Source organism: Candidatus Limimorpha sp. (assembly GCF_056203535.1).
Genome location: NZ_JBADWU010000040.1, coordinates 1 through 14758 on the forward strand (window position 1 = coordinate 1; position 14758 = coordinate 14758).

Genomic DNA, 14758 nt, shown 5'->3' on the forward strand with positions numbered 1-14758 from the left:
AACCGCAAAAGCAGCGTGGTGTGCGTGGGGCGGCGGAAAGCGAAGCCCGCCGGCCTGCGGACTCCACGATGCTTTGAGGACTATACCGGTTACAGGAAACTGCCAGGGCAAATGGGTGAAACCAGGCCTAAACGAAAAAAATATCAAAAAATGCTTGCGTGGTAACATAGAAAGCGGTTTTTATGTATAACTTTCATATCTTTGCGCAAAATTTAGAAACTATGTCAAGAATACTCATCATAGACGACCAAGACGCCATCCGCCGCGTGCTGCGCGACATTCTCGAAAACGAGAAATACCAAGTCGACGATGTGGCCAACGGCATGGAGGCCCTGCAACTTGTGAAAGATCAGGAATACGACGCCATTTTCTGCGACATCAAAATGCCTGAAATGGACGGCATCGAGGTCTTGGAAGCCGTCAAGCAGCTATGCGACACGCCTGTCATCATGATTTCGGGACACGGAACCATCGACACGGCTGTTGATGCTATTAAAAAAGGTGCGTTCGATTTCATCCAGAAACCGCCCGATCTGAACCGTCTGCTCATCACCTTGCGCAATGCCTTGGACAAGCAGAACCTCAGCACCGAGAACAAGGCCCTGAAACGAGCCGTGAAACGGCAGAACGAGATGGTCGGCGAATCAACCGCCATGATGGATGTGAAAGACATGATTGAAAAAGTGGCGCCCACCAACGCCCGCGTGCTCATCACCGGCGAAAACGGTACAGGTAAGGAACTTGTGGCGCGTCAGCTTCACGAACTGAGCAGCCGCAATTACGGGCCTTTCATCGAGGTGAACTGCGCCGCCATTCCTTCAGAACTGATTGAAAGCCAGCTGTTCGGTCACGAAAAAGGCTCCTTTACTTCCGCCATCAAGACCCGCAAAGGCGATTTCGAACTGGCTGACGGAGGCACCTTATTCTTGGACGAAATCGGCGACATGAGCCTTGCCGCCCAAGCCAAGGTGCTGCGTGCCTTGCAGGAAAACAAGATTACGCGTGTCGGCGGCGAAAAGGAAATTCCCGTCAACGTGCGCATCCTGGCCGCCACCAACAAGAACCTCAAGGAGGAAATCGAAAAGGGCAACTTCCGAGAAGACCTCTATCACCGCCTGAGCGTCATCGTCATCAACGTGCCGCCATTGCGCGAAAGGAAAGACGACATTCCGCTGTTAGTCAACAACTTCGTGGAAATCATTGCCCAAAACATGGGCAAGGCTACGCCAACCTTTACCGACGAGGCATTGGAAGAACTGAAGAAATTCAAATGGACGGGCAACATCCGCGAGCTGCACAACATTGTGGAACGTCTTGTGATTCTCAGTGGCAACGAAATCACGAAAAATGATGTTTTGCGGTATGCTAATCCGCTGAATCAGTAGTTTTTAGACACTGATATTTCATAAATCTGACGCAAATCTTTGAGATTTTGCTTGTATTGTTTTTGCCAAAATTAACTTTAAAGTGAAAAAACATTCATTTATAAGTTAAGTTTTTAAAATAATGTCGTATTTTTGTGGGCGATTAAAATGATACGGCATGAACAAAACTGTCTCAGTCAAGACCATAGAACAAAACGACAATGTCAGCCTTTATTCCATTTGTTTCGATGGAAACAAATGGAGCGAATACGAAAAGTTCCTGACTAAATTCAAAGACAACGCCAAACTAAACCGTGATTTTCAAACCATTATACTTGCCATGGCGAAAATCATTGAGCATGGTGCTTTGGAGCGTTTTTTCCGCAACGAAGGTAAAATCAACGATAATCTTTGCGCCCTATCCATTGATTCAAGAAAACTTCGATTGTATTGTCTGCGCATTTCCAACCAAATATTGATTGTCGGGAACGGAGGAGAAAAAACGACAAGAACTTACCAAGAAGACGAGCAGTTGAGTGGCTATGTGATGGATCTTCAAAAATTCGACGAACTATTGCGTCAAGCCCAATTGTCAGGCGAAATCAGTATTGAAAACAACGTTATTACAGGTATCGACACCGCAACATTTGAATTATGATACAGAATCCTTTATTTCGCGAATGTCTCGAAGCGATTCCCGAAGATCGCAAGGCCGAATTTGAATTATCATTTGCCATTGCCACACGCATTGATGAGTTACTGAAACGCAAAGGAATGACCCAACGCGAGTTAGCTCAAAAACTTGGCAAAAAAGAATCAGAAGTCAGCAAGTGGCTCACGGGCAGACACAACTTTACGACAAACACCCTTGCTCGCATTTCAATTGCCTTGGATGCACCCATCATCAATGTGGCATCATCCTATTACGGATTAAACGGACAATCATGTAGCCAAGTGGCTGAATCGAAAGCCAATTATCAATAATCGCAGCAAAAACCGTCCCATATAGAAAAAAAGTATTACTTTTGCGGCCTGTTCTTTGAGAAAGACATTTCATCAAAGCGGCAAACATTGGGGGTGACCGGTTTTGACAGCAAGATGAATTGTCATGTAAGCATGCCGAGCCTCGCAGTGACGCTCGTTAATCTTGACTGCAAAAAATTAATTGGCGAAAATAACTACGCTTTCGCTGCCTAACCGAAGCACAGTAAGTTAAGGCTTAATCCGCTCACAAGGTGGGTGGACGAAACATCTCGCAGATGGATCCTCCTGATTCCGGTCTGAGTCCGAGGTGCTAAGCAATTTCAGGATAGTCCCGTCGGCGCTTCGACGCTGGGGCGAAACTCAGAAGATAAGGTTGTGTTTAGGGCGTCTTCCCCCTTGCACAGCACGAAAACCAACGGCGGAATAAGCATGTAGAAAGCATGGGGGTTCCTTGTTTGGACGAGGGTTCGACTCCCTCCATCTCCACAAAAAATTATCAAAACTCGCTGATTCTCAGCGAGTTTTTTATTTTCAAAGAATTTCACTCCCATTTTTTGCTAAATTGTGTTTTCCTGATTTAGGTTGACTCGGTTTCACTGATTAATACTGATATGAATTGACTTATTGCTGTTAATCTTGGAATGAGTTTACCATCCGAGCCTTATCCCTGTCAGTGTGCGTAACTGATACACTGTTGACTCTTCTTTATGAGTCAACCTTTTTCAGGGGAATACAAAATCAGTCTTTTATTAAACAACAGCCAATCATAATCAAAAAGGGTCAGAAATCAAGTTTTCTTTCCATCGAAATCATTCCGACATACATGCTGTTGCTGATGTCGGTGTCGTCGAAGGTTCGGAAAGCCATGTAAACATGAAAGTCGCCATAGATCATCCTGTCAAACACAGGGCTGAACACTCCGTCTTTTCGCGAGGCAGTATGCGACAGTTCTAATGACGACCGGAAGCCGTAATTCCCTTTGTGCAAGAGAAAGACCAATTGGTCGTCGGCATTGGCACAGGCTTGTCCGCTGTTGTCGGTCCATGTGAAAACGATGTTTCCGCCATCAACATGCACCGAGGCGTTTTCGGGTGACGACAGAAAACCTTGGCACACCAGCACTTTCTGGGGGTCGAGGACCGGAGTGCCGTCAACAATGGTGAATGCATTCTTCATGAGGTGAGAGGAGGCCTGACTGTAAGCCTTGCCTTTTTCAACGCTCTTGAAACTCGTCTTCAGGAAATCCTTGACGGGACTGAGGAATTCGGTCATCAGCGTGATTTTCTGGCGATGGGTCAGTTGCTTCGGTGATTTCCTGTCGTGGTGGTACGAGTTGCTTGAAGCTCTGACAATCTGCTCTCCGGAGCGAATGTAGAATGAAAGGTTATTTATTCTGCCTTTCATAAGTCCTGTTTTTGTGTATTGTATGGCCATGATGACTATATTGTATCATTACTGTATTAATAGGATGCAAAAGTAATAAAGATATAATGTATTGTCAACAAAAAGATAAAATAATTACCATTTATTTACCTTTAAATACTAAATAAAAGGTAAATATGTGGTATATATATGCTAAATAAGTTATATGCAAGACATAGCGTCATAGTAGGATTAGGTAGAGGTAAGGGCGGAGAATTGTACAAAACAAAATCTAAGATATTATTCACTTTTTCCCATTTTAGTGATAAGTTGGTAGTCAAAACTAAGCTGCAAAATAAATATTCTCATTTCGACAAGCTCAATGAGCTGCAAATCAGCTTGCTGAGCTTGTCGAAGCATTGCATCTTTTATGTAAACTAAATACGCTCATCTACTTATTTTTTTAGCGTTACTTAATGGAAAATATGTATTTTTGTAGTTTATTAAATTCATTGCAAATAAATGGAAAACTCACATAGCCAAATAGTTTCTCTCATCTGGAACATTGCTGACGATGTCCTGCGCGACGTGTTCCTCCGCGGACAGTATCGCGATGTCATCCTTCCCATGGTGGTGCTGCGCCGCCTCGATGCCTTGCTGGAACCCACTAAGGAAGAAGTGGAACAGGAAATCAAGGACAATGGCGGCTTTGACGGCCTCGACGAAGGCATCCTCACCGACATCACAGGCCTGACTTACTTCAACACAAGCAAATGGACGCTGAACCGCCTGAAATCGCAGGCTACCGACAACAACGACTTGCTCTACAACAATTTCGTGGAGTATCTGAATGGCTACAGCGAAAACGTCCGTGACGTGCTGAAGAATTTCGAATACTACAACAAGGCCCGCAAACTGGCCGACAACGATAGGCTACTTTCCATGATTGAGCGCATCACCGACCCACGCATCAACCTCACCGACAAGGACGCAACCGACCCTGACGGCTTGCTGCTTCCGGCCCTTACCAACGTAGGCATGGGAACGGTATTCGAAGAACTGTTGCGAAGGTTCAACGAAGAAAACAACGAGGAAGCGGGCGAACACTTTACGCCAAGAGATGCCATTTCGCTTTTGGCCCATCTGATTTTCGAGCCTGTGAAAAACAACCTGCCGAAAATCATCACCCTCTACGACCCGGCTTGCGGCTCGGGAGGAATGCTCACGGAAGGACGCGAGTATCTGTTAGACATCGGAGTGAAGAACACGGCCATCCAACTGTCGGGAACGGAGATCAACCCCGAGACCTACGCCATCTGCAAGTCGGACCTCATCATCAAAGGCGTGGATCCAAGCGGAATGCACTTGGGCAACACCATCACTGATGACAATTTTGCCGACAAGTCGTTTGGCTACATGCTGACCAATCCGCCTTACGGCAAGTCGTGGAAGACCGACAAGGAAAAGATCTATCACGACAAGGCCCTTCTCGACCACCGCTTTGAACTTACGCTGAAGAACTTTGCGGGCGAAGAGGAAGTCCTCGACAGCACACCACGAACCTCCGACGGCCAGCTGCTGTTTATTCTCGAAGAGGTCGATAAGATGAAACCGCTTGAATTTCAGCCTCAAGGCTCACGCGTAGCTTCCATTCACAACGGGTCATCACTATTCACTGGCGATGCAGGCAGCGGCGAGAGCAACATCCGACGCTATCTCATCGAAAACGACCTTGTGGATGCCATCATCCAGTTGCCAAACAATATCTTCTACAATACGGGCATCAGCACCTACGTCTGGATTCTCACCAACAAGAAAGCCGACAACCGCCGTGGCAAGGTGCAACTCATCGATGCTTCGCAAGCCTTCGAGAAACTGCGCAAGAACCAGGGTTCGCGCAACTGCACCATCTCCGAACCGTTCCGCAATGCCATCCTGAAGGTCTATATGGACTTCATCGAGCAGGAAGCCACCGAGGAAAACAAGATAGGTTCGAAGATTTTCGACGGCGACGACTTCCGCTATTACAACGTGACCATCGAGCGACCGCTGCGCCTGAAGAGCCAGTTCAACGCGCTCAAGATTGATGAAATGCTCTACGACAGCACCGACCTCGAAATGAGCAAGTGGTTGCATCAGACCTACGGCGAGCGCGTGTTCACCGGACTTGATGACGAGATTCCGAACATCAAGGAATACCTGAACGAAAACGAAATCAAGATGACGGACAAGAAACTGGCCAAACTGGTTTCTGCCTCCGCATGGAAAGACCGCCGCACGATTCAGGATGCTGCAAAAGCCCTGATGAAAGCCATCGGCACGGAGGTGTTCATGGATTACAACATCTTCGCCGAAAAAGTGACATCCACGACAAAGGCCTTGAAACTCGATGTGAAAGGTGCTGCGCTCAACGGCATTGCCCGCGCCATGTCGGTCACCGACCCTGAAGCTGCACCCGTCATCAAGAAGCAACACACGACAAGAAGCAAGGATGTCGAGTTGCTGGAAACGGTTTTCGGCATCAGCCAGGAACTGCTTGCTGACTACGGCTACACAAAAGAAGGCTATGGCTACATTGAATATGAGGCCGACAGCGAGCTCCGCGACACAGAAAAAATCCCCGTTAAGGAAAACATATATGAATACTTCCAGCGTGAAGTCCGTCCGTATGTGGCCGATGCCTGGATCAACCTCCCTCCTACCAAAATCGGCTGCGAAATTTCGTTCAACAAGTATTTCTACAAGCCTGCCCCATTGCGCAGCTTAGAGGAGAACGAAGCCGACATCCTTAAACTCGATGCCGAAAGCCAAGGATTCATCAAGTCACTGTTTGAAAATTAAAGGTTATGGAATGTAATGTTGACAAAATACAATCAATTAAAAAGTTGAATTTTTCCACGCAGCGAGTGGAAAATCCTGGAAAATCGTTCACCAGCAGTGAACGAAATTGAAAAACGAATTGCGCAGATTGATTGACACAACTAACGAAGAGAATTAGCCTATGCAGAAATACGATTCATATAAGGACAGCGATACGGAGAGCGGCCAGAATCAGCCTCTTCTGCTGTTTAGAAACAAATATCGGATTCCATCGGCTCGCAAGGTAGATCACGACTATTCTGGAGGTGCCTATTTCGTGACGATATGTTGCGAAGACCGAGAATGTTTTTTCGGACACATTGTCGAAGATGGCGATGGTGAAAAAAAGATGATTTTGAATGACATAGGAAGATATGCCGAACAGGTGTTAACGTGCCTGCCTTTGCATAGCCCATACGCAGCGGTGCCGTTGTGGGTGGTGATGCCTAATCACGTGCATCTGATTGTGGTGATTGACGGTGAAAAAACGCCGTATGAACGCAGGGGTAACGTAGAGGCACGGCATACCACGTCTAATGATTCGCCGTTTCGTCCCGTAGAGACGCGGCATGCCACGTCTAATGATTCGCCGTTTCGTCCCGTAGAGACGCGGCATGCCACGTCTCTACACGAACCCAACCCCAAACCAACAAACGAAAAAAATGCATTCATGCAGGAAATCGCCAATATGCAGGGTTGGTTATCGGTTGCCGTTGGCGGATTCAAATCGGCGGTAACGAAATATGCAGGCGAAAACAATATCGAATTTGGATGGCAAACCCGTTTTCACGACCACATCATCCGTAACCAGGAGGAAATGAATCGGATAGCGGAATATATAGAAAACAATGTCGCCAAATGGAAAGAGGATTGTTTTTATGTGAAACCAGCGAAACAGGGCGCGGCATGTGGAGACGTGGCATGTAGAGACGTGGCATGCCGCGTCTCTACGGATGTTCCCGTGGTAAACCGACAAATGAAAAAGGAATGCCTATCGGCAAAAAATGAAAAATGATGCAGAAATACGATTCATATAAGGACAGCGGCGTGCAGTGGTTAGGAGAAATTCCGACACATGTAGAGACGTGGCATGCCGCTTCTCCACGGATGTTCCCGTGGTGAACCAACAAATGAAAAAGGAATGCCTATCGGCAAAAAATGAAAAATGATGCAGAAATACGATTCATATAAGGACAGCGGCGTGCAGTGGCTGGGAGAGATTCCGAGTCATTGGGAAATAAAGCATCTCAGCAATTTCTTAACAATCTTTTCCGAGAAAGGGCACGGAGATAAACAACTTCTTTCGGTAACAAGGGAGAAGGGTGTGATTTTGCGAGACAAGGACAACAAAGAAGAAAACCACAATTTCGTACCTGATGATCTGAGCGGATATAAACATCTTTGTGCAGGAGATTTTATTATAAACAAGATGAAATCATGGCAGGGTTCTTATGGCGTATCAGAATATGAGGGTATCGTTAGTCCCGCATATTTTACATGTAAGTTGAGAGGAGTTGACCCAAGATTCTTTTCGAGAGCAATCCGCAGCAAGGCATACATCGGTTTCTTTATGCAATACTCAAAGGGTATTCGTGTTGACCAATGGGATTTAGACCCCAATTCCATGAAAGATATTCCTTTTGTCCTTCCTCCCCTCTCCGAGCAGCAAGCCATAGCCGCCTACCTTGACGAGCAGACAGCCAAAATCGACACCGCCATAGCCCAGCAGCAGAAGATGATAGACCTGCTGAACGAGCGCAAGCAAATCATCATCAACCGCGCCGTAACCAAAGGTTTGAATCCTAATGTAAAAATGAAAGACAGCGGCGTGGAGTGGATTGGAGAGATGCCGGAACATTGGGAATTTGTCAAGCTAAAGCGTTACTGCAAGATAAAAACAGGCAAAACACCAAGTACTACAAAGGAATACTACTTTGAGAATGGTGATATTAAGTGGTTTACACCAGGAGACTTAAATAAGTTTGAACTCGTAGATTCCGACCGAAAGGTAACGAATAGAGCAAGATTAGAACAAGCTTGTAATATGTTTCCAGCAAACACTGTATATCTTGTAGGTATTGGCGGTACTATAGGTAAGGTGGGATTCTGTGAAACGGAAGCAACCTGTAATCAACAGATAAATGCAATCATACCAAATTCTCAAAAGATTGACCATAAATATCTCGCTTTTTTTATCCAAAGCACAAAGGTTCAAATCCTTAGACTCGCAAATTTATCAACACTTCCAATCATAAATCAAGATAGAACAGGGACACTAAACATTGCTGTTCCTCCTATTTATGAACAAGAAGATATAATTAATTACTTAAAAGAGAAATCAACTCCTATCAATGCAGCTATTAAAGTCGCAGAACAGCAAATCGCCCTCCTTCAGGAGCGGAAGCAGATAATAATCAATGATGTAGTAACGGGGAAAGTGAAAGTGTGCTGATTATTGAAAAATACTTATTTATGAAAGCAAAGAATGAAACGGACAATAACAATACAAACGAAATGAATGAAATCCCGCTAAATATTCAACGGAGTTTTTCCGAGGTGTACGACATCATTCTCACACATCGGCAGAGGGTGGCATCAGTTGTCGACAACGAATCGCTCCTGATGGTTTGGCATGTAGGGCAATATGTCTCTGGCAAACTGAAAACATCCGAATGGGGCGATGGCATAGTCCGTCAACTTTCGGAATATATCCGTCAACAAGACCCCACCACACGGGGCTGGAGCTATCGCACTATCTACAAAATGGTTCAGTTTTTCGACACCTATTCCCGTTCCGAATTTCTGTCAATCGTTGAGCAAAACAATGTAATGGGTTTTGCCGAAAGCAAGCGCATCGCGCCTAGTGTTGTTGTGCCAGTCGAAACGGCACAATTGCAAAATGCTGAAATTGTGCCATTCAAAACGGCACAAATGCCGCAAGTTTTATACGCGACAGGCTGGACCAATCATCAGCTCATCCTGAACCGCTGCAAGACCAATGCCGAAAGGCTGTTTTATATCTTGTATGCAGGTCGTGAACGCTTGAAGAACAAAGAGTTGGAACGTGCCATTAAAACCAACGTCATGACATCTCTGCTCAATGGTGGAAAAATACAGACAGAGGTATTGAAAGACATTTATCCGCAATCGCAGGTCTTGTTTAAAGACACTGCATACCTCGACTTTTTGGGATTGCCACAGAAATACAAGGAGTCAAAGTTGCGGAAAGACATCGTGTCCCACATGAAAGAATTCATTCTTGAATTGGGCAAGGATTTTCTGTTTATTGACGAAGAACACAAAGTGACTGTCGGATCAAAAGATTTCAAGATTGATTTGCTTTTTTATCATCGGGCATTGCAATGCATGGTTGCATTTGAGTTGAAAACCACAGAGTTCAAACCGGCTTATTTGGGGCAATTGGAATTCTATCTTGAGGCTCTTGACCAAGAAGAACGACGTTCCAATGAAAATCCAACCATCGGAATTCTATTTTGTAAAGAGTCGGATCAAGATGTGGTGCGTTTTGCCCTTAACCGCAGCATGAGTCCATTGATGATTATGCAATATAAAGAACAACTGAAAGTTGGAAGCGTCATTCAGCGAAGTCTGGTTGAATATTGTAATTACATTAACCAAAAATAAGCGGAAGCAGATAATAATCAATGATGTAATAACGGAAAAGTGAAAGTGACATGACAACAGACCTTGAAAATCAAAACATGCTGATTGGCGACATCCGCCAAATCATTGAATCTGGGCGCAGACAGGCTTACGCATCAGTGAACGCCACTATGATTGTCACCTATTGGAATATCGGCAAACGCATCGTGGAAGAAGAACAGCACGGCGAAGCAAGAGCTGAGTATGGAAAGAATCTGCTTGGTTTCTTAGCCTCTGAATTGAAAGAGTATGGCGATAATTTCTCTGAAAGACGTCTGCGTGATTATCGACAATTTTACCTATATTTCAGCAACTTAGAGATTTGGCACTCGCGAGTGCCAAATCTCACATGGACCCATTTCCGCCACCTTCTCCGCATAGATGACGAGAAGGTTCGCCTATGGTATATGAACGAGGCCGCCACCCAGCTTTGGAGCACACGAGAGTTGGAGCGCAACATCAACACCCAATACTACCACCGTCTGCTTGCCAACCAGCAGGACAAATCGGCCGAGGTAGTGGACATCAACGCCAAGCAAAACACAGAAGACAACAAACTGGAGTTTATCAAAAATCCTGTGGTGGCTGAGTTCTTGGGATTGAAGCCAAACCGGGAGTTTCAGGAGTCGGACTTGGAAAACGCAATCATCAAGCACATTGAGAAGTTCCTAATGGAGATGGGCAAGGGTTTCGCACTTGTTGACAGGCAGATGCACATTCCCACCGAAAAGAACGATTATTACATCGACCTGGTTTTCTACAACTACATTCTACGCTGTTTCGTTTTGGTGGACTTGAAGACGGACAAAATCAGCTATCAGGATGTCGGACAGATGAATATGTACCGACAGATGTTTGACGAGAAGTACCGCCCAGAGGGACACAATCCAACCTTTGGCATCATCCTTTGTGCCGACACTGATGCCGACATTGCCCGATATTCCGAACTAAGCGGCGACGACCACATCTTCCAATCAAAATACATGCTGTATATACCTTCCAAGAAGCAACTGAAACTTGAGATAGAGCGAGAGAAAGAACTATTCCGACTACAGCAGAGCAAGGACATGAATTCCATTGAAAAATGAATGGTAACCTGAAAAACTGAAAGTATCATGACAACAAGCAAAACCAACGAACAAGCCTTTGAAGCGCTCATCGAGAAAACGCTTGTGGGCAGCACCAACGAAGAGCGCCAAGCCAATGGCCGCACCGACATCGAAGCCCAAACGCCCGATGCCGCGCACTACTTTTGGGGCAATCCAAAAGACTTCGACAAGAAAACCGCCATCGACAGGCGCCGGCTGTGGTCGTTTCTCCATGCCACCCAGCAAGCGGAACTGGATAAGTATGTAGGCAGAGATTTGTTCGCCGATGTTGAGAAACAAATCGATTCCGACATTAAGACTTTCGGCATTATTCAGGTGCTTCGCAAAGGCGTGGAACTGAACAACATAAAACTGACACTTTTCTACCCCAAGCCCTCGGCAGCCGATTCGGCCCAGTCGCGCGTCAACTATGCCGCCAACCAGTTTTCCATCACCCGCCAGCAGACTTTCTCCATCCAAAACCCAGGCTTGGAAATCGACATGGTGCTGTTTGTGAACGGCCTTCCAATCTTCACCTTCGAACTGAAAAACCCATGGACGCATCAGACGGCGAAATATGACGGTCAGAAACAGTATAAGTCCGTGGAACGCAATCCGAAAGAAACGCTGCTGAACTATGGCCGTTGCCTCGCCCACTTCACTTTAGACAAGGACGAAGTGTTTTTCACCACAAGGCTCAATCTCGACAAGACCTTCTTCATGCCGTTCAACAAAGGTCTGCCCGATGGACAGGGCGCCGGAAATCCCGTGAACGAAAACGGCGGCTACAAGACGTCGTATCTGTGGGAGAAAGTCTTACAGAAAGACACCGTGGCCGACATTATCATGAACTATGTGCTTTTCGACTATGGCGAGGCAAAGACCCAAAAGAAAGTGCCGCACATCATGAAGAACGCCAAGAAACTGATATTCCCGCGTTTCCACCAGCTGGATGTTGTTACCAAGCTGACCACTGATGTCGCGGAAAAAGGCGTTGGCAAGACCTATCTCATCGAACATTCCGCAGGTTCGGGCAAGTCGAATTCCCTAACATGGTTGGCTTTCAAACTGATTAAGGTGTGCCCTGATTCGATGGATGCCGTGCGTGCCAAGGCTATTGATGCACCACTTTACAATTCAGTCATCGTAGTCACCGACCGCCGTCTTCTCGACAAGCAGATCACCGACAACATCAAGGCATTTGGCCAGAGTGACAAGATTGTGGCCCATGCCGATACATCCAAGGACTTGAAAAAAGCCATCGAAGGCAACAAGCGCATCATCATCACGACCATACAGAAATTCCCGTTCATTTGCGATGCCATTGCCGACGTGTCGAGCCACAACTTTGCAGTCATCATCGACGAGGCGCACAGCAGTCAGTCGGGCATAGCCGCCGACAAGCTGAACGCCACCATACAGAAAGACCCTGACACCGATTGCAGCGACACCGATGCACTTCTGGAAAAGCTGATGAAAGACCGCAAGATGAGCAGCAACTGTTCATACTTTGCTTTCACCGCCACACCGAAGAAAGAAACCCTCGAGCGCTTTGGCACCGAGGATGCCGAAGGAAAGTTCCATCCCTTCCACCTCTACAGCATGAAACAAGCTATCGAAGAACAGTTCATCCTCGATGTGCTCACCAACTACACCACCTACCGCAGCTATTACGAACTGACCAAGAGCATAGAGGACAACCCCGAATACAACAACGACCGCGCACAAAGAATGCTTCGTCAGGCCGTCGAGCGCGACCCTAAGACCATACAGGCAAAGGCAGAGGTCATGCTGAACCATTTCGATGCCAAGAACTACCGCAACCACAAGCTGAAAGGCAAGGCCAAGGCCATGGTGGTGACGAAGGACATCGAATGTGCCATACTTTACTACAAGGCTCTTTGCAACCTGATAGAAGAAAAGAAGATACCTTTCAAGATACTCATAGCTTTTTCGGGAGCCAAACGCCTGTCGAATAACCTGAGCATCTTCGGTCAGTCCGATGAATACGATTACAGAGACTACAGTTTCAAGGCAGCCGAACCAAGGACGGCATACGGCACAGAATATACCGAAGCAGGGCTCAACGGTTTCCCCGATAAGGAAACCGCCGAGAACTTCGATGCTGACGACTACCGCATATTGGTGGTGGCCAACAAATACCTCACCGGTTTCGACCAGCCTAAACTGTGTGCCATGTACATCGACAAGCCTTTGGATGGCGTGCTGGCCGTACAAGCGCTCTCGCGTCTGAACCGTTCTGCCCCAGAATTAGGCAAACTGAGCGAAGACCTGTTCATTCTCGACTTCTACAACACGAAGGAAGGCATCAAGGACGCCTTCGACCCATTCTACACCTCGACAACGCTTTCCGAAGCCACCGATGTGAACATCCTGCACCAGCTCAAAAACACGCTGCTGACATTCGGTGTGTTCGATATGGATGAGGTTGACGCTTTCATGGAACTGTATATCCATGGTGCTGAAGCCGACCAATGGGCGCCTATTCTCGACGCTTGTGCCGAGCGGTTCAATGTTGAAATCGAATGGGACGAGAATGGCAAAGCCGACTTCAAGATGAAATGCAAGCAGTTTGTCAAGGTCTACTCGAAGGTGGCGGCCATCATGCAGTTTGAGATGGTGGAATGGGAAAAACTGTTCTGGTTCCTGCGTTACCTTATCCCAAGCCTCCACGTGCCAGGCCGAGACAGCGAGGATGTCAAGGACTTGCTCGACTCCGTAGATCTCAACACCTACGGATTGCGGCGAACCGCCCTGAACGAGACCATCACGCTTGATGCTGGCGAGACGACCATCGACCCCAACAAACCTGTCATGGTGACAGCAGGCGGCGACGATGAGCCGAAAGACCCATTAGACCAAATCCTTGCCGAGTTTAACGAGCGATGGTTCAAGGGTTGGGACGCTACACCCGACGACCAGAAGGCCAAACTTATTGGGGTGGCAAAGGCTGTCGCTGACGACGAGGATTACAAGACCCTCGTTGTAGGCAATCCCGACCAGCAAGCCGTCGATGCAGCTATGGCCATCATCATCGACCGCATCATCCGTCAGAAGCGCAAGGGCGACATGTCGCTCTACAAGGAATACCAACAGAACGAAGGCTTCAAAGCCAACTTTCGCCTGTTGATAAACAGGATGTTGGGCGATTTAGAGTATGTGTGAAATAAGAGGGGACTTCTATTTTTAGCATTTTCGCGCCATCCCTCTGAACTTCGTGAAGTCCATTAGCCAAATTTCAAAGTGAATGACACGGCAAATTTACAAATTTTCTTACAATCTCTAACCTTTCATTATTATTTTATATTTTATATAAAATGTTGCTAATTTACTATTTATCAATGTGATAAAAACATCAATTCATTCCTAACCGTACTATTTGTTCATATCGGCACACGTTGTAAACCAGATTGGTCA

At 46.6% G+C, this 14758-nt stretch carries 11 protein-coding genes and 1 other RNA gene; 11 read left to right on the forward strand and 1 reads right to left on the reverse strand.

Translation table 11 applies throughout. The features are described from left to right. The 5 genes from AC06MN_RS04570 to ssrA form a co-directional block, all read left to right on the forward strand. Positions 1 to 190, forward strand: a 190-nt coding sequence (locus AC06MN_RS04570) for a hypothetical protein (protein WP_475671176.1), incomplete at its 5' end; no start/stop codon positions are given. A 31-nt stretch (positions 191 to 221) separates the two neighbouring features. Next, positions 222 to 1385: a sigma-54-dependent transcriptional regulator gene (locus AC06MN_RS04575; protein WP_475671177.1), complete on the forward strand. Its 1164-nt coding sequence runs from the start codon at positions 222 to 224 to the stop codon at positions 1383 to 1385. A gap of 157 nt (positions 1386 to 1542) precedes the next feature. Further along, positions 1543 to 2022, forward strand: coding sequence for a hypothetical protein (locus tag AC06MN_RS04580; RefSeq protein WP_475671178.1), 480 nt, complete (start codon positions 1543 to 1545; stop codon positions 2020 to 2022). Then, positions 2019 to 2348, forward strand: coding sequence for a helix-turn-helix domain-containing protein (locus AC06MN_RS04585; protein WP_475671179.1), 330 nt, complete (start codon positions 2019 to 2021; stop codon positions 2346 to 2348). The genes AC06MN_RS04580 and AC06MN_RS04585 overlap by 4 nt, the downstream gene beginning before the upstream one ends. Positions 2349 to 2437: 89 nt before the next feature. After that, positions 2438 to 2837, forward strand: a transfer-messenger RNA (tmRNA) gene (gene ssrA, locus AC06MN_RS04590). A 291-nt stretch (positions 2838 to 3128) separates the two neighbouring features. Here ssrA and AC06MN_RS04595 read toward each other — a convergent pair. Next, on the reverse strand, positions 3129 to 3752 hold the full coding sequence (locus AC06MN_RS04595; protein WP_475671180.1) for a DUF6266 family protein: 624 nt from the start codon (positions 3750 to 3752) through the stop codon (positions 3129 to 3131). Between the two features lie 480 nt (positions 3753 to 4232). On the opposite strand from AC06MN_RS04595, the gene AC06MN_RS04600 reads away from it, so the two are divergent. From AC06MN_RS04600 to AC06MN_RS04625, 6 genes are all read left to right on the forward strand, one after another. Continuing rightward, positions 4233 to 6551, forward strand: a complete 2319-nt coding sequence (locus AC06MN_RS04600; protein WP_475671181.1) for a type I restriction-modification system subunit M — start codon at positions 4233 to 4235, stop codon at positions 6549 to 6551. A gap of 160 nt (positions 6552 to 6711) precedes the next feature. Next, positions 6712 to 7584 carry a transposase gene (locus tag AC06MN_RS04605; protein ID WP_475671182.1) on the forward strand — a complete coding sequence of 291 codons (873 nt, stop codon included), beginning with the start codon at positions 6712 to 6714 and terminating at the stop codon, positions 7582 to 7584. 150 nt (positions 7585 to 7734) lie between these two features. Continuing rightward, the gene (locus AC06MN_RS04610) at positions 7735 to 9021 is read left to right on the forward strand and encodes a restriction endonuclease subunit S (protein ID WP_475671183.1); all 1287 of its coding nucleotides are present in this window, start codon (positions 7735 to 7737) and stop codon (positions 9019 to 9021) included. A 20-nt stretch (positions 9022 to 9041) separates the two neighbouring features. Next, positions 9042 to 10214: a PDDEXK nuclease domain-containing protein gene (locus AC06MN_RS04615; RefSeq protein ID WP_475671184.1), complete on the forward strand. Its 1173-nt coding sequence runs from the start codon at positions 9042 to 9044 to the stop codon at positions 10212 to 10214. Positions 10215 to 10264: 50 nt separating this feature from the next. Continuing rightward, the gene (locus AC06MN_RS04620; RefSeq protein WP_475671185.1) at positions 10265 to 11320 is read left to right on the forward strand and encodes a PDDEXK nuclease domain-containing protein; all 1056 of its coding nucleotides are present in this window, start codon (positions 10265 to 10267) and stop codon (positions 11318 to 11320) included. A gap of 27 nt (positions 11321 to 11347) precedes the next feature. Next, positions 11348 to 14506 carry a type I restriction endonuclease subunit R gene (locus AC06MN_RS04625; RefSeq protein WP_475671186.1) on the forward strand — a complete coding sequence of 1053 codons (3159 nt, stop codon included), beginning with the start codon at positions 11348 to 11350 and terminating at the stop codon, positions 14504 to 14506. Positions 14507 to 14758 lie beyond the last annotated feature (252 nt).